Source organism: Streptomyces sp. NPDC006294 (assembly GCF_042870895.1).
Lineage (GTDB): Bacteria > Actinomycetota > Actinomycetes > Streptomycetales > Streptomycetaceae > Streptomyces.
In genome coordinates this window covers 137251-152934 of sequence record NZ_JBIAHV010000005.1, presented here as the reverse complement: position 1 = coordinate 152934, position 15684 = coordinate 137251, and the positions used below count along the sequence as shown (strand labels likewise).

The 15684-nt window shown below is 72.1% G+C and carries 18 protein-coding genes; 13 read left to right on the top strand and 5 right to left on the bottom strand.

The window, feature by feature from the left end; genetic code table 11:
* Positions 1-88 precede the first annotated feature (88 nt).
* Both ACFYOP_RS10515 and cofC read right to left on the bottom strand, forming a co-directional pair.
* Positions 89-292: a hypothetical protein gene (locus ACFYOP_RS10515; protein WP_264247461.1), complete on the bottom strand. Its 204-nt coding sequence runs from the start codon at positions 290-292 to the stop codon at positions 89-91.
* 10 nt (positions 293-302) lie between these two features.
* Positions 303-1046, bottom strand: a complete 744-nt coding sequence (cofC, locus tag ACFYOP_RS10510) for a 2-phospho-L-lactate guanylyltransferase (protein ID WP_388451264.1) — start codon at positions 1044-1046, stop codon at positions 303-305.
* Positions 1047-1193: 147 nt separating this feature from the next.
* Here cofC and ACFYOP_RS10505 point away from each other — a divergent pair, with 147 nt between their 5' ends.
* Genes ACFYOP_RS10505 through ACFYOP_RS10495 form a run of 3 tightly spaced genes read left to right on the top strand, consistent with a single transcriptional unit; the run spans position 1194 to position 4145 of the window.
* Complete coding sequence (locus tag ACFYOP_RS10505) at positions 1194-1946, top strand: lysophospholipid acyltransferase family protein (RefSeq protein ID WP_356895570.1); 753 nt, start codon at positions 1194-1196, stop codon at positions 1944-1946.
* Positions 1943-2953 (top strand): NAD(P)H-dependent glycerol-3-phosphate dehydrogenase, encoded by a 1011-nt coding sequence (locus tag ACFYOP_RS10500; protein ID WP_356895572.1) that lies wholly within the window; start codon positions 1943-1945, stop codon positions 2951-2953. The genes ACFYOP_RS10505 and ACFYOP_RS10500 overlap by 4 nt, the downstream gene beginning before the upstream one ends.
* Before the next feature lie 34 nt (positions 2954-2987).
* On the top strand, positions 2988-4145 hold the full coding sequence (locus tag ACFYOP_RS10495) for a D-alanine--D-alanine ligase family protein (RefSeq protein ID WP_356895574.1): 1158 nt from the start codon (positions 2988-2990) through the stop codon (positions 4143-4145).
* 28 nt (positions 4146-4173) lie between these two features.
* Here the strand turns inward: ACFYOP_RS10495 and ACFYOP_RS10490 are convergent, their stop codons facing one another.
* The gene (locus tag ACFYOP_RS10490; protein ID WP_356895576.1) at positions 4174-4644 is read right to left on the bottom strand and encodes a DUF3515 domain-containing protein; all 471 of its coding nucleotides are present in this window, start codon (positions 4642-4644) and stop codon (positions 4174-4176) included.
* Between the two features lie 20 nt (positions 4645-4664).
* Positions 4665-4898: an Lrp/AsnC ligand binding domain-containing protein gene (locus ACFYOP_RS10485; RefSeq protein WP_326785316.1), complete on the bottom strand. Its 234-nt coding sequence runs from the start codon at positions 4896-4898 to the stop codon at positions 4665-4667.
* Between the two features lie 239 nt (positions 4899-5137).
* Here ACFYOP_RS10485 and ACFYOP_RS10480 point away from each other — a divergent pair, with 239 nt between their 5' ends.
* Together ACFYOP_RS10480 and thiD are read left to right on the top strand one after the other, a co-directional pair.
* Positions 5138-6109, top strand: coding sequence for a thiamine-phosphate kinase (locus ACFYOP_RS10480; RefSeq protein ID WP_356895578.1), 972 nt, complete (start codon positions 5138-5140; stop codon positions 6107-6109).
* A gap of 10 nt (positions 6110-6119) precedes the next feature.
* A complete protein-coding gene (thiD, locus tag ACFYOP_RS10475) occupies positions 6120-6914 on the top strand; it encodes a bifunctional hydroxymethylpyrimidine kinase/phosphomethylpyrimidine kinase (protein ID WP_356895580.1) in 795 nt (264 codons plus the stop codon).
* Positions 6915-7048: 134 nt separating this feature from the next.
* Here thiD and rpmB read toward each other — a convergent pair whose 3' ends face one another.
* On the bottom strand, positions 7049-7234 hold the full coding sequence (gene rpmB, locus ACFYOP_RS10470; protein ID WP_003957616.1) for a 50S ribosomal protein L28: 186 nt from the start codon (positions 7232-7234) through the stop codon (positions 7049-7051).
* Between the two features lie 292 nt (positions 7235-7526).
* Here rpmB and ACFYOP_RS10465 point away from each other — a divergent pair, with 292 nt between their 5' ends.
* The 8 genes from ACFYOP_RS10465 to rnc all read left to right on the top strand — a co-directional run bounded on the left by ACFYOP_RS10465 (position 7527) and on the right by rnc (position 15596).
* Positions 7527-9140 (top strand): DAK2 domain-containing protein, encoded by a 1614-nt coding sequence (locus ACFYOP_RS10465; protein ID WP_356895582.1) that lies wholly within the window; start codon positions 7527-7529, stop codon positions 9138-9140.
* A gap of 94 nt (positions 9141-9234) precedes the next feature.
* Complete coding sequence (gene recG / locus ACFYOP_RS10460) at positions 9235-11418, top strand: ATP-dependent DNA helicase RecG (RefSeq protein WP_356895584.1); 2184 nt, start codon at positions 9235-9237, stop codon at positions 11416-11418.
* Positions 11419-11528: 110 nt separating this feature from the next.
* Positions 11529-12110 (top strand): 16S rRNA (guanine(966)-N(2))-methyltransferase RsmD, encoded by a 582-nt coding sequence (rsmD, locus tag ACFYOP_RS10455; RefSeq protein ID WP_356895586.1) that lies wholly within the window; start codon positions 11529-11531, stop codon positions 12108-12110.
* Positions 12111-12136: 26 nt separating this feature from the next.
* Complete coding sequence (gene coaD, locus ACFYOP_RS10450) at positions 12137-12619, top strand: pantetheine-phosphate adenylyltransferase (protein WP_356895778.1); 483 nt, start codon at positions 12137-12139, stop codon at positions 12617-12619.
* Positions 12620-12713: 94 nt separating this feature from the next.
* Complete coding sequence (locus ACFYOP_RS10445) at positions 12714-13805, top strand: ATP synthase F0 subunit B (RefSeq protein ID WP_356895588.1); 1092 nt, start codon at positions 12714-12716, stop codon at positions 13803-13805.
* A 135-nt stretch (positions 13806-13940) separates the two neighbouring features.
* Positions 13941-14573 carry a DUF177 domain-containing protein gene (locus ACFYOP_RS10440; protein WP_356895780.1) on the top strand — a complete coding sequence of 211 codons (633 nt, stop codon included), beginning with the start codon at positions 13941-13943 and terminating at the stop codon, positions 14571-14573.
* Between the two features lie 2 nt (positions 14574-14575).
* Positions 14576-14749 (top strand): 50S ribosomal protein L32, encoded by a 174-nt coding sequence (gene rpmF, locus ACFYOP_RS10435; protein ID WP_026165248.1) that lies wholly within the window; start codon positions 14576-14578, stop codon positions 14747-14749.
* 19 nt (positions 14750-14768) lie between these two features.
* Positions 14769-15596: a ribonuclease III gene (rnc, locus tag ACFYOP_RS10430; protein ID WP_356895590.1), complete on the top strand. Its 828-nt coding sequence runs from the start codon at positions 14769-14771 to the stop codon at positions 15594-15596.
* Positions 15597-15684 lie beyond the last annotated feature (88 nt).

Here is a 15684-nt window from a genome sequence, read left to right as displayed (position 1 = left end):
TAAGCGGCACAAGGCCGCACAGCCACTCACGCGCCGGGCCGGTCTCCTTCCGGGAGACCGGCCCGCGGCGTGCCCGGTCGCGGCCGGCTCAGAACGTGTACAGCGTCACCAGCGTGATGCGGCGGCTCTCGCCCTCGCCCTCGGTCTCGATCCGCACCCGCTGCCCCGGCCGCAGCAGCCGCAGGCCGCCCGCGTCGAAGGCCGCCGCGTCGAACTCGACCGGGGTGCCGTCGTCCAGCAGCACGCTTCCGCTGCGGGTCTCCGGGTCGTATGTGTACGAGGTCGCCTGCATGCCCGCCAGCCTAGTGGTCCGAAGGACGGGCCCCGCGGGGACCGGCCACCGCGGCCCCTCCGTCCGGTGCCGCGCCGGCGCCTGCCGTGAGGCGCCGCGCCGTGTACGGGCCCACGCCCAGCGCGAGCGCGGCCGCGAGATCGTCCGCGGTGTCCACGTCCTGGCGTACGGAATCGACGTCGCCGGACACGATTTCCGCCGCGCCGGAAGTCAAATGCGCACGGCGTGAAGAGCCGCCGAAAGCGGGCCGCAATTCACTGCCCGGCCGGGCGCAGAGCAAAGTCGTGCCGATTCCGGCGGCGTCCGTCAGAAATGCCCGGGAAAATGCCGAAGCAGCCGCCAGCACCCGGCCCAATTCGGCGCTGCGCAATGCGGGCAGGTCGGCGTTGAGCGCCGCGACCGCCGCGGAGGAACGCGCGCCACGCACCGCCCGGGCGCCGTGCGCCAGCGCCGCGTTGAGGCCGGCCGCGGGGGAGTCCGGCACGATCCGCGCCCCCAGCGCGCCCAGCTCGGCCGCCGCGGCCGTGTCGTCCGTGACGACCAACACATCCCGCACGGCCGGGCACGCCAGCGCCGCCGCCACGGTGTCCTGGGCGAAGGCGAGGGCGAGGCGGGGCCGTAGCCTGCCGTCCGCCGCCCCTGCCAGTCTGCTCTTCGCCAGGGCCAGTGGTTTCAGCGGCACGACCAGGGACCAGAGCAGGGCGGGCACGGGGACCGGCTTCGGGTTCAGGACGAGCTCCGGGTCCATGCGCATCGCGCCCATTGTCGCCCGAACCGGAGAAGGTCCCGGGGGAGGGGCGGCGGCCGAGGCGTACCGTGTTCTCGACAGACCAGAGGCCTGGGGCGACACTTGACCCCCGGCAGCCAGGCAATGGCCCGGTCGTAAGAGGAAGGTGTCCGAGTGTCCCGCCGTAGAATCGGCTTCTGGTACCGCCTGGCCGCGGTCATCGCAAAGCCGCCGCTGTTGCTTCTGTTCAAGCGGGACTGGCGGGGAATGGAACACATTCCGGCCGAGGGCGGATTCATCACAGCCATCAATCACAACTCGTACCTCGACATGTTCTCGTACGGCCACTTCCAGTACAACAGCGGACGGGTTCCGCGCTTCCTGGCCAAGGCCGCGCTCTTCAAGACGCCCGTGGTCGGCGTTCTGCTGCGGGGGACCCGCCAGATCCCCGTCTACCGTGAGTCCACCAACGCCGTGGGCGCCTTCCGCGCCGCCGTCGAGGCCGTCGAGCGCGGCGAGTGCGTCGCCTTCTACCCCGAGGGCACTCTCACCCGCGACCCCGCCATGTGGCCGATGACCGCGAAGACCGGTGTGGCGCGGGCCGCGCTGCAGACCCGGGCGCCCGTCATCCCCGTCGCCCAGTGGGGGGCCAACTTGGCGATGCCGCCGTACGCCAAGGAGAACAAGGTGCGGTTCTTCCCGCGCAAGACACTTCAGGTGCAGGCCGGCCCACCGGTCGACCTCGCCCGCTTCTACGGCCTGGAGCCCACGCCCGACGTCCTCAAGGAAGCCACCGAGGCCATCATGGCCGCGGTGACCCGCGAGCTCGAGGACCTGCGCGGCGAGAAGGCGCCGTCGAGCCCGTTCGACCTGCGCGAAGTCCGCGCGGAGCAGCGCCGCAAGGCCGCCGGGGAGGAAGCGAAGTGACACAGTCCGTCAAGGCGGCCGTCTTCGGAACGGGTTCGTGGGGCACGGCGTTCGGCATGGTGCTCGCCGACGCCGGCTGCGAGGTGACCCTCTGGGGCCGCCGCGCGAACCTGGTCGACGCGGTCAACACGACCCGTACCAACCCGGACTATCTGCCCGGGATCGAACTCCCGGAGAACCTTCGGGCCACCACCGACGCGGCAGAGGCGCTGCACGGCGCGGACTTCACCGTCCTCGCCGTCCCGTCCCAGACGCTGCGCGCCAACCTCGCCCTCTGGGCGCCGAAGCTGCCCGCCGGCACCGTGCTCGTCTCGCTGATGAAGGGCGTCGAACTCGGCACCGCCAAGCGGATGAGCGAGGTCGTCGAGGAGGTCGCGCAGGTGCCGGGCGAGCGCGTGGCCGTCGTCACCGGCCCCAACCTCGCCAAGGAGATCGCCCAGCGCCGGCCCGCGGCCGCCGTGGTCGCCTGCCGTGACGAGGCGGTCGCCCAGCGCCTCCAGACCGCCTGCCACACGCCGTACTTCCGCCCCTACACCAACACCGACGTCGTCGGCTGCGAACTGGGCGGCGCCGTCAAGAACGTCATCGGACTCGCCGTGGGCATCGCCGACGGCATGGGGCTCGGCGACAACGCCAAGGGCTCGCTGATCACCCGCGGCCTCGCGGAGACCACCCGCCTCGGCCTCGCCATGGGCGCCGACCCCCTCACCTTCTCCGGACTCGCCGGGCTCGGCGACCTGGTGGCCACCTGCTCCTCGCCGCTGTCCCGCAACCACACCTTCGGCACCAACCTGGGCCGCGGGATGACGCTCGAGCAGACCATCGCGGTCACCAAGCAGACCGCGGAGGGGGTCAAGTCCTGCGAGTCGGTGCTCGACCTGGCCCGCCGGCACGGTGTCGACATGCCCATCACCGAGACGGTCGTCGGGATCGTCCACGAGGGGAAGCCGCCGGTCGTTGCTCTCAAGGAGTTGATGTCCCGCGCCGCCAAGCCCGAGCGACGCTGACGTCGTTCGGACCAGCGGGTAGTCTCATCGCGATATGAGCACCGAGAACCTCCCCCAGAGCCCCGAGCAGCCGCTCCGCAAGCCGCGCGTGGCGGTCGTCTTCGGCGGCCGCAGCTCCGAACACGGGATCTCCGTGGTCACCGCGGGCGCGGTGCTGCGGGCCGTCGACCGGACCAAGTACGACGTCCTGCCGATCGGCATCACCGCCGACGGCCGATGGGCGCTCACCGCCGACGAACCGGACCGCATGGCGATCACCGACCGCCGCACGCCGAACGTCGACGAGCTCGCGGAGTCCGACGAGGGCGGCGTGGTGCTCTCCGTCGACCCCGGCAGCCGCGAGGTCGTGTACAGCGAGCCGGGCTCGGTGCCCAAGGTGCTGGGCGAGGTCGACGTCGTCTTCCCGATGCTGCACGGCCCGTACGGCGAGGACGGCACCCTCCAGGGCCTGCTGGAGCTCTCCGGCGTCCCGTACGTCGGCTCCGGCGTGCTCGCCTCGGCCGTCGGCCAGGACAAGGAGTACATGAAGCGCGTCTTCGTCTCCTTCGGCCTGCCGGTCGGCCCGTACGAGGTGATCCGGCCGCGCGAGTGGGCGAACGACCCGGCCGCGGCCCGGAAGAAGATCGTCGACTTCGCCGGCGAGCACGGCTGGCCGCTGTTCATCAAGCCCGCCCGCGGCGGCTCCTCCATGGGCATCACCAAGGTCGACTCCCTCGCCGGTCTCGACGACGCGATCGCCGAGGCGCAGCGCCACGACCCCAAGATCCTGGTGGAGTCGCTGCTGCGCGGCCGCGAGATCGAGTGCGGCGTCCTCGAGTTCGAGGACGGTCCGCGCGCCAGCGTGCCGGCCGAGATCCCGCCGGTCACGTCGCACGACTTCTACGACTTCGAGGCCAAGTACATCGACTCGGCGGCCGGCCTGGTGCCCGCGCCGCTGACCGAGGAGCAGACGGCCGAGGTGCAGCGGCTGGCGGTCGCGGCGTTCGACGCGGCCTCGTGCGAGGGCCTGGTCCGCGCGGACTTCTTCCTCACCGAGGACGGCGAGTTCGTCATCAACGAGATCAACACCATGCCGGGCTTCACTCCCATCTCCATGTATCCGCGGATGTGGCAGGAGAGCGGGGTGGCCTACCCCGAGCTGGTGGACCGGCTGATCCAGGCCGCGCTCACCCGCTCGACGGGCCTGCGGTAGACCGTTGCCCGCGGCAGGCGGGCGCGGATCAAAGCGAGGCCGGGACCGTCTTCTTGACGGGCCCGGCCAGCTCCGTCAGCGGGCCGAGGTCGTGCATGTACTGGGTGCCCAGCGTGACCTCCACGTAGGTCTCGCGGTACGTGGTGGTGAACCGGGGGCCGGCGTCGCGCTCCTCCAGCAGCCAGTTGACCCCGTCCACATCGACCCCCTGGCCCTGCGGATCGCTCATCCCCTCCGGCCGGGGCACGCCGCAGCGCAGTACGATCGCGGCGTCGCCCCAGCCGGCGGTGAGTTCGGACGACGGCTCGGGGTCGTCGCGGTCCTGCCCGCCCACCGACTGCGGCAGCTCGCCGTCCAGTGCGCGGCACAGGGCTGCTTCCGCGGCCGGGGGGCTGGGAACCGCGATCGGCGCCGAGGCGTCCGTGGAGGAGCAGCCCGCGGCGGCGATCAGCACGGCGACAGCGGACAGGAACAGGGGCCGGCGGCGGAAGGACGTCACCGGCCAAGCGTAGACGGGGGCTACAGGTGCACGACGGGGCAGGTCAGGGTCCGGGTGATGCCGTCCACTTGCTGGACCTTGGCGACCACCATGCGTCCCAGCGCGTCGACGGTGTCGGCCTGCGCGCGCACGATCACGTCGTACGGGCCGGTCACATCCTCGGCCTGGATCACGCCGGGGATCTTCGCGATGGTCTCGGCGACCGTCGACGCCTTGCCCACTTCGGTCTGGATGAGGATGTACGCCTGTACCACGGAGCCTCCAGCTCGGCACGAGGATCATGTCCCCTACCGTCGGTGGGGAGATCCCGGGAAGAGGGGTCGCCACGGTATCGCGTCGCCGCGGGCCGCGGGGAGACCCTCGCGGCGGGCGGTGCCCGCAGTGTGGCGTACGGCGAACAGAAGTTGACGTGTCTCTTGACGGTACCGACAGCGGTGGCGGCCCGCGAGCGCGCAAGCAGCGCGTGGCGTCCACGACAAGGAGAGGTGACTCGGTGAAGGGAACTGTGGGCGAGTTGGGGGAGTTCGGCCTCATCAGAGAGCTCACCTCCAAGCTCACCACCACCCCCGCGGTACGGATCGGGCCCGGCGACGACGCCGCGGTCGTGGCCGCGCCCGACCGGCGGGTCGTGGCCAGCACGGACATCCTGCTGGAGGGGCGGCACTTCCGCCGCGACTGGTCCACCGCGTACGACGTGGGACGCAAGGCCGCCGCGCAGAACCTGGCGGACATCGCCGCCATGGGCGCGGTCCCGACCGCCCTGCTCCTCGGGCTCGTCGTCCCGGCCGAACTCCCGGTGACCTGGGCCACCGAGCTGATGGACGGCATCCGCGACGAGTGCCAGGTCGCCGGGGCGGCCGTCGTCGGCGGCGATGTCGTGCGCGGTGACACCATCACCATCGCGATCACCGCCCTCGGGGACCTGCGCAACCACGAACCGGTGACCCGCGGGGGCGCGCAGCCCGGCGATGTCGTCGCCTACACGGGCTGGTTGGGCTGGTCCGCGGCCGGCCACGCGGTCCTCTCACGAGGCTTCCGCTCCCCGCGCGCCTTCGTGGAGGCCCATCGCCGGCCGGAGCCGCCGTACCACGCGGGCCCCGCCGCCGCCGGGCTCGGCGCCACCGCCATGTGCGACATCAGTGACGGACTCGTCGCCGACCTCGGGCACATCGCGGAGGCGAGCAAGGTCCGGATCGATCTGCGGTCCGGGCTGATAGACATCCCCTCGCAGATGAACGACATCGGCCAGGCCGTCGGCGTCGACCCGCTCCAGTGGGTGCTGACCGGGGGAGAGGACCACGCGATCGTGGCCACCTTCCCGCCGGACGCCAAGCTGCCCGCCCGCTGGAAGATCATCGGCGAGGTGCTCAACCCGTCCGCGCTGCCGCAGGTGACCGTCGACGGGGCGCCCTGGACCAACAAGGGCGGCTGGGACCACTTCGGGGACATCGAGGACGGCGAGTAGATTCCCCGGTATGGACATACCCCCTCGCGTGCTCACCGTCGCCGGTTCCGACTCCGGCGGCGGTGCCGGCATCCAGGCCGACCTCAAGACCATGCTGGCCCTCGGGGTGCACGGCATGAGCGTGCTGACCGCGGTCACCGCGCAGAACTCCCTGGGGGTCCAGGGCGCGTGGGAGCTGCCCGCGGAGGCGGTCCGCGCCCAGTACCGCAGCGTCGTCGACGACATCGGCGTCCAGGCCGTGAAGACCGGCATGCTCTCCTCGGCCGAACTCGTCGAGACCGTCGCCGAACTGCTCGCCGGCACGGACGCGCCCGTCGTCGTGGACCCGGTGGGCGTCTCCAAGCACGGCGACCCGCTGCTCGCGGCCTCCGCGCTCGACGCGGTACGGACGAAGCTGCTCCCCACGGCCACCGTGGCCACGCCCAATCTGGACGAGGTGGCCCAGCTGACCGGGATCGAGGTCCGGGGCGAGACGGACATGCGCCGCGCCGCGGACGCCGTCCTCGGCTTCGGGCCGCGCTGGGCCCTGATCAAGGGCGGTCATCTGTCCGGCGACGCGGTGGACCTGCTCACGGACGGCGGCGTGGAGCTGTGGCTGCGCGCCACCCGGCACGACAACCGCCATACGCACGGGACGGGCTGCACGCTCGCGTCCGCGGTGGCGTCGGGCCTCGCGAAGGGCCTGACGGTGCCGGCGGCGGTCCGGACGGCCAAGGACTACGTCACCGGGGCGATCGGGGCCGGGTTCGCGCTGGGCGCCGGCATCGGGCCGGTCGACCACGGCTGGCGCTTCCGGGCGCCGTAGCGTCCCCCCTCGGGGCGGGACGGGAAAGGCGAAAGCCGGCCCACCGAGGTGGACCGGCTTTCAAGGCAACCGCAGGGGCTGCGCTACGACGAAGCGTCGGCGGGATCTTCCCCGCTGACGCGGGGGAGCATCACTTAGCGCGAGACCTTGCCGGCCTTGATGCACGAGGTGCAGACGTTGAGCCGCTTCGGCGTCCGACCGACCACTGCACGCACACGCTGGATGTTGGGGTTCCAGCGACGAGACGTACGGCGGTGCGAGTGCGAAATGTTGTTGCCGAAGCCCGGCCCCTTGCCGCAGACGTCGCAGTTGGCAGCCACGGGTCACTCCAAAGACTTCAGATGCACTTACAGTGAATTCCGGCGCGCCGGAATCAGAGATCTGAAGTGGCTTGCCGGGGGAATGGCCCGATTCTCATCGGGCAACTGGAGCAGCATACATCCACTGTCTCCGAGACACGAAACCAGCATCCGCAGGCCGGCTCCGGCCCGCCCCCGACCCGCTGCCGGACCCGGCCCCGGTCTACGCTGCGGGACGACCCGCGGCCCCACGGCGCCCGCAGCCCCGTGCGGCCCACCGGGGCCGGCCCGGCCGCACGAGGAGGATCACCCGGTGCCGCAGAGTCTCGACGCATCGGCCGTACGCGCCTGGTGCTCACTGGCGCTGGAGTCCCTGGGCCGGGAGCGCGAGGAGATCGACGCGATCAACGTGTACCCCGTCGCGGACGGGGACACCGGCACGAATCTGTATCTGACCGTCGAATCCGCCAACCAGGCCGTGGAAGCGGTGTTCGCCGCGCACGAGACCGGCGGCTCCGCGCCCGCCCTCGCCGATGTGATCCGGGCGATGGCCCACGGCGCCCTCATCGGCGCCCGCGGGAACTCGGGGACGATCCTGGCCCAGCTCCTGCGCGGCATGGCCGAGCGGATCGGCGACGGCGACCACCTCGCCGGGGCCCTGCGGCGGGCCGCGGAACTGGCCCGCGAGGCGGTCGCGCACCCCGTGGAGGGCACCATCCTCAGCGTCGCCGGGGCGGCGGCGGACGCGGCGGGAGCCGCGGACCCCGCCCCCGCCGACGCCGTACGCGCGGCATACGCCGGCGCCCGCGCCGCGCTGGACGCCACCCCGCGGCAGCTCGCCGTACTGGACCGCGCGGGGGTCGTGGACGCCGGCGGGCGCGGTCTGCTGATGGTCCTCGGCGCCCTGGTCCACGCGGTCTGCGGTGAGGCGCCGCGGGTCCCCGCGCTCCTCCACAGCCGGCCCGCCCGGCCGGACCCACAGGACCCGCCGGCCACCGGCTCCTGCGCCGACGGCGGCCCGGCCTTCGAGGTGATCTACCTTCTGGAGGCGGACGACGCGGCCGTCGCCCGGCTCCGCGCCCGGCTCGACGGCCTCGGCGACTCCCTCGTCGTCGTCGGCGGCGACGGGCTGTGGAACGTCCACGTCCATGTGGACGACGCCGGTGCGGCGGTGGAGGCGGGCGTCGAGGCGGGACGCCCGTACCGGATCCGCATCACGCACTTCGACACCGCCGCCGAGGCGGGTCCGGACCCGCGTGAGCAGGCGCAGCGGGCCGTCGTCGCCGTGGTGCAGGGCGAAGGGCTCGCGGCGCTGTGCGGCGAGGCCGGCGCGACCACGGTCCTCACCCGCGCCGGGGAGCCGCCCGCCAGCGGGGAGCTCGTCGAGGCGATCCGCCGGGCGCACGCCCGCGAGGTGGTCCTCCTCCCCAACGACACGGCCCTGCGCCACACGGCCGCCGCGGCCGCCGAACAGGCCCGCGCGGAGGGCGTCCGCGTCGCCCTCATCCCCACCCGCTCCGCGGTCCAGGGCATCGCCGCCCTCGCGGTCCACGCCCCGGACCGCCGCTTCGACGAGGACGTCGTCGCCATGACGGCCGCCGCCGGCGCGACGCGCTACGCCGAACTCGCCGTGGCGGAACGCCAGTCGTGGACCTCGGCGGGCGTCTGCCAGGCCGGCGACGTACTCGGCCTGATCGACGGCGACGTCGCGGTGATCGGCACGGACGTCACGGAGACGGCCCTCACCCTGCTGGACCGCATGCTCTCCTCCGGCGGCGAACTGGTCACCCTGGTCCTCGGCGGGACGTCCCCGCAGGGCCTGTCGGCCCGTCTGGAGTCCCATGTCCGCGAGGGGTACCTGGCGGTGGACACGGTCACGTACGAGGGCGGCGACCGGGCGACGCCGCTGCTGATCGGCGTCGAGTAGCCCGCCGGCACGGGGGCGGTCCCCGCGGACGACCGCGGCCCCGGCCCGTGATTCGTCCACAGGCGCGCGACGAGTGTCGGTGGCGTGGTGTGCAATGGAACGCGTGCCCGCGCTCGACGAACCCCTCAAGAAGACGCTCGGAGCCGCCACCGCGAAGGTGATGGCCGAGCATCTCGATCTGCACACCCTCGGTGACCTGCTGCACCACTACCCGCGGCGGTACGCGGAGCGTGGCGAGCTGACCTCCCTCTCGGAGCTGCCGCTCGACGAGCACGTCACGGTGGTGGCGCAGGTCGCCGACGCCCGTGTCCACACCTTCAACCAGGGCCGCGGCCGGCGGCTGGAGGTGACGATCACCGACGGCAGCGGCCGGCTCCAACTGGTCTTCTTCGGCAAGGGCGTCCACAAGCCGCACAAGGACCTGCTGCCGGGCACCCGCGCGATGTTCGCCGGCAAGGTGTCCGTCTTCAACCGCAAGCTCCAGCTGTCCCATCCGGCGTACGAGCCGCTGAGCGGCGGCGCGAGCGCGGCCGACGCGGTGGACGCCTTCGCCCATCAGCTCATCCCGATCTACCCGGCCTGCAAGCAGCTCGAGTCCTGGAAGATCTCCAAGGCGATCGACGCGGTGCTGGACCGGGCCGGCGAGGCCGTGGACCCGCTGCCGCCCGCGCTGCGCGAGGGCCGGGGCATGGCGACTCTGCCGGACGCCCTGCGCAAGATCCACCGGCCGCGCACCAAGGCGGACATCGAGACGGCCAGGCAGCGGCTCAAGTGGGACGAGGCGTTCGTCCTCCAGGTCGCCCTCGCCCGCAGGCGGTACGCCGACACCCAGCTGCCCGCCGTGGCCCGCCGACCCGTCCCCGGCGGACTCCTCGACGCGTTCGACGGCAGACTGCCCTTCACGCTCACCGAAGGCCAGCAGTCGGTCAGCAAGGAGATCTTCGACGACCTGGCGACCGAGCACCCGATGCACCGGCTCCTCCAGGGCGAGGTCGGCTCAGGCAAGACGCTGGTCGCCCTGCGGGCCATGCTCGCCGTCGTCGACGCGGGCGGCCAGGCCGCGATGCTCGCGCCCACCGAGGTCCTCGCCCAGCAGCACCACCGCTCGATCACCGAGATGATGGGCGAGCTCGCGGAGGGCGGGATGCTCGGCGGCGCCGAGCAGGGCACCAAGGTCGTGCTGCTGACCGGCTCCATGGGCGCCGCGGCCCGCCGGCAGGCGCTGCTCGACCTGGTGACCGGTGAGGCGGGCCTGGTCATCGGCACCCACGCCCTGATCGAGGACAAGGTCCAGTTCCACGACCTGGGCCTCGTCGTGGTCGACGAGCAGCACCGCTTCGGCGTGGAGCAGCGAGACGCCCTGCGCTCCAAGGGCAAGCAGCCGCCGCACCTGCTGGTCATGACCGCCACCCCCATCCCGCGCACGGTCGCGATGACCGTCTTCGGCGACCTGGAGACCTCCGTCCTGGACCAGCTGCCGGCGGGCCGCTCGCCGATCGCCAGCCATGTGGTGCCGGCCGCCGACAAGCCGCACTTCCTCGCCCGCGCGTGGGAGCGCGTGCGCGAAGAGGTGGAGAACGGCCACCAGGCGTATGTGGTGTGCCCCCGCATCGGCGACGACGACGAGCCGAAGAAGAAGACGGCGGAGGACGAGGCGGAGAAACGCCCGCCGCTCGCCGTCGTCGAGGTCGCCGACCAGCTCGCGAAGGGGCCGCTGAGCGGGCTGCGCGTCGAGGTGCTGCACGGGCGGATGCAGCCCGACGACAAGGACGCCGTGATGCGCCGCTTCGCCGCGGGCGAGGTGGACGTCCTGGTCGCCACCACCGTCATCGAGGTCGGGGTCAACGTCCCCAACGCCACCGCCATGGTGATCATGGACGCCGACCGGTTCGGCGTCTCGCAGCTCCACCAGCTGCGCGGCCGCGTCGGCCGCGGCTCGGCGCCCGGCCTGTGCCTGCTGGTCAGCGAGATGCCGGAGGCGAGCCCCGCGCGTCAGCGGCTGGCCGCCGTCGCCGCGACGCTCGACGGCTTCGAGCTCTCCCGCATCGACCTCGAACAGCGCCGCGAGGGCGATGTGCTGGGCCAGGCCCAGTCCGGGGTGCGCTCCTCGCTGCGGATGCTCGCCGTGATCGAGGACGAGGAGGTCATCGCGGCGGCCCGTGAGGAGGCGGTCGCCGTCGTCGCCGCCGACCCGGAGCTGGCGCACCTGCCCGAACTGCGCGTCGCGCTGGAGGCGCTTCTCGACACGGAGCGGGAGCAGTATCTCGACAAGGGCTGAGAGACTGGGCACGTCAGCCCGTACTCACGACCGGGCGCCGTCGGCTCCCGCACGTACGCCCTTCCCCCGCACCAGAGGCAAGCCCGCACAGAGAGGCAGAGAGGCCCTCCATGACCCGCGTGATCGCCGGCACCGCCGGCGGACGCCGCCTCGCCGTCCCGCCCGGCACCGGCACCCGCCCCACGTCCGACCGCGCCCGGGAGGGACTGTTCTCCAGCTGGGAGGCCCAGCTCGGCACCATCGCGGGCGCCCGCGTCGCCGATCTGTACGCGGGCTCCGGCGCCGTCGGCCTGGAGGCGCTGTCCCGTGGCGCGTCCCACGCCCTGCTGGTCGAGGCGGACGCCCGCGCGGCCCGCGTCGTACGGGAGAACGTACGGGCGCTCGGGCTGCCCGGCGCGGAGGTCCGTACCGGCAAAGCGGAACAGATCGTCACAGGACCGGCGCCGGAAACCCCCTACGACGTGGTCTTCCTCGACCCGCCGTACGCCGTCACAGATGACGATCTTCGCGAGATCCTGCTCACACTCCGTCTTCAGGGCTGGCTCACGGACGATGCGCTCGTCACCGTGGAGCGCAGCACCAGAGGCGGAGAATTCAAGTGGCCCATGGGCTTCACTCCACTGCGGTCCCGTCGCTACGGCGAGGGAACGCTTTGGTACGGTCGCGCCGCCACGTGCGAAGACGCACCATGACCGGACCGGAGAGCGAGGGACTTCAGTTGCGCCGCGCAGTCTGTCCCGGGTCGTTCGACCCCATCACCAACGGACACCTCGACATCATCGCCCGCGCCTCCAAGCTGTACGACGTCGTACATGTCGCGGTGATGATCAACAAGTCGAAGCAGGGTCTGTTCACGGTCGACGAGCGGATGGAAATGATCCGCGAGGTCACCCGCGACTACGGGAACGTCGTGGTGGAGTCCCATCACGGCCTCCTCGTCGACTTCTGCAAGGAGCGCGACATCCCCGCGATCGTCAAGGGGCTCCGCGCGGTCAGCGACTTCGACTACGAGCTGCAGATGGCCCAGATGAACAACGGGCTCTCGGGGGTGGAGACGCTGTTCGTCCCCACCAACCCGACCTACAGCTTCCTCTCCTCCAGCCTGGTCAAGGAGGTCGCGGCCTGGGGCGGCGACGTCTCCCATCTGCTGCCGGCGACGGTCCACCGGGCGCTCGTCCAGCGCCTCGCGGAGAAGGGCTGACGGACAATCCGCCATCCGGTGCCGGGCGGCCGCGGACTGGCCGTACAGTCGTGCCCGTCCGTCTCCAATCCGCAGTAGAGAGTGGCGAACCACGGTGGACGTGCAGAAGAAGCTCGACGAGATCGTCGAAGTGGTCCAGGGCGCCCGCTCCATGCCCATGTCGGCGTCCTGCGTGGTCAACCGCGCCGAGCTGCTCGCCATGCTCGAAGAGGTGCGCGACGCGCTTCCCGGCTCGCTCGCCCAGGCCCAGGAACTCATCGGCGGCCGCGAGGAGCTGGTCGAGCAGGCCCGCCGCGAGGCCGAGCAGATCATCCGGTCCGCCCGCGCCGAGGTCGGGTCCCTGGTCTCCGACACCCACGTCGCCCGGCAGTCCCAGGACGAGGCCGACCGCATCCTCTCCGAGGCCCGCCGCGAGGCCGACGAGATCCGCGCCGAGGCCGACGACTACGTCGACTCCAAGCTCGCCAACTTCGAGGTCGTCCTCACCAAGACCATCGGCTCCGTCGACCGCGGTCGCGAGAAGCTCCTCGGCCGTGGCCCGGGCCTCGACGCGCAGGGCTACGCCGACGAGGACGCGCCGGAGCCGAGCGACGACCCGCAGACGCTCATCCAGCGCGCCGACCAGTACGTCGACACCAAGCTCGGCGCCTTCGAGGCCGTGCTCTCCAAGACCCTGGACGCCGTCGGCCGGGGCCGGCAGAAGCTGCACGGACGCATCGCCACGGACGATCTCGGCGCGCACATGGCCGCCCAGGACGCCGCGGGCCACCAGCACACCAGCGACGCGGACTACCTCGCCGGCCTCGCGGAGATCGCCGAGCCGGCCCCCGAGCGCGAGCGCCAGGACGCGTACGCCTACCGGCAGCCCGAGCCGCCCGCCCAGCCCGACCCGTACCCGTACCAGCCGCAGGAGGCGTACGCGGGCTACCAGCAGCCCGACCCGTACCCGGCGGGCGGCTACGGCGGCCAGGACCAGGCATACGGCCAGGAGGCGTCGTACGGCAGCTACCAGCACCAGGACGCGTACGGCTACGGACAGCCCCAGCCGCCCGTCCCGCCGCAGCCGCCCGCGCCCCCGCAGCACCAGCCACAGGCGCAGCAGGGCGCCGCGCTGGACGAGACCAGTCTGTTCGACACCGGCATGATCGACCTGGATCAGCTGAACCGCTACGAGCAGGGGCGCTGAACGGCCCGGATTGGGTCTATCGCGGCAGTTGAAGTACCCTGGTCCTTCGGTCGCGCGTAGTTCCGCGATCCCGGCTGCCCGCTTCGCACCACGAACCGGGACGGCCCTCCCCACGAACCGAAAGCAGGAAGTCCCCTGAGCACGCGCCTCGACCATCGCAACCCCCTCGTGTTCGACACGCACGAGCTGGGGCGGCGGCCCGGTGCGCTCCAGCGGATCTCCCGCACGGTCGACGCTCCCAAGGACCTCGGCATCGCCGATGTCGTCGGCGTGCCGGAAGGCGCGCCGGTGGAGCTGGACCTCCGCCTCGAGTCCGTCATGGAAGGTGTGCTCGTCACAGGCACCACCCGTGCGAGCGCCGAGGGGGAGTGCGTAAGGTGTCTGGAGCCGCTGCGCCATGAGGTCGCCGCGGACTTCCAGGAGCTGTTCACGTACCCCGACGCCGACGACAGGGGCCGCACCGCGGAGCCCGTCGACGGCGAAGAGGACGAGGACAGGCTCTTCATCGAGGACGGCCTGTTCGACCTCGAGCCCGTGCTGCGTGATGCGGTGGTGCTCGCACTGCCGATGCAGCCGGTGTGCCGGGAGACCTGCGAAGGCCTGTGCCCCCAGTGCGGGGTCAGGCTGGACGAGAACCCGGACCACCACCACGACGCCGTCGACATCCGTTGGGCGGCACTGCAGGGACTCGCCGAGACCATTCAGGACGGCGAGAAGGACAACATGGGCGGCGCCGAAGCGGGCGTCGACGAGAAGCAGGAGAAGTAGCCGTGGCTGTTCCGAAGCGGAAGATGTCGCGCAGCAACACGCGCCACCGCCGGTCGCAGTGGAAGGCTGCGGTCCCCACCCTGGTTTCGTGTGAGCGTTGCCAGGAGCCGAAGCAGCAGCACATCGCGTGCCCCAGCTGCGGCACCTACAACAAGCGCCAGGTCCTCGAGGTCTGAGCGGCCGGTGAGAGGCGCGATGTCTGAGTCCAGCAAGACGGACAATGCCTCGTCCCACACGCTTCTGGAAGGGCGGCTCGGGTATCAGCTCGAGTCCGCCCTTCTGGTGCGTGCGCTGACCCACCGTTCGTACGCGTACGAGAACGGCGGTCTGCCCACCAACGAGCGTCTCGAGTTCCTCGGGGACTCCGTGCTCGGCCTGGTGGTCACCGACACGCTGTACCGCACCCACCCCGACCTGCCCGAGGGACAGCTGGCCAAGCTGCGGGCCGCGGTGGTCAATTCGCGTGCGCTGGCGGAGGTCGGCCGCGGTCTGGAACTCGGCTCCTTCATCCGGCTCGGCCGTGGTGAAGAGGGCACGGGTGGCCGGGACAAGGCATCCATCCTCGCCGACACCCTTGAAGCGGTGATCGGCGCGGTCTATCTCGACCAGGGCCTCGACGCGGCGTCCGAGCTGGTGCACCGGCTCTTCGACCCGCTGATCGAGAAGTCCTCCAACCTCGGTGCGGGCCTGGACTGGAAGACCAGTCTCCAGGAGCTCACCGCGGCCGAGGGTCTCGGCGTACCGGAGTACCTGGTCACAGAGACAGGCCCGGACCACGAGAAGACCTTCACTGCTGCCGCCCGCGTCGGTGGTGTCTCGTACGGCACCGGCACCGGCCGCAGCAAGAAGGAAGCGGAACAGCAGGCGGCGGAGTCCGCGTGGCGGGAGATCCGTACCGCCGCGGACCAGCGCGCGGCAGCGGCCCCGGCCGCGGCCGCCCCGCCCGCCGACGACGAAGGGGACGCCGACGCGGACGTCGACGCCCCTTCCGAACCGGCACCGGCGGACCGGGCCTCGGCCTGACGCCCGGCGCTCCGCCGACCGACAGCAGTATCTGTGCGGCCCCCGCCCTCCCGGCGGGGGCCGCACAGCTCTCCACCCCTTTTCCGCC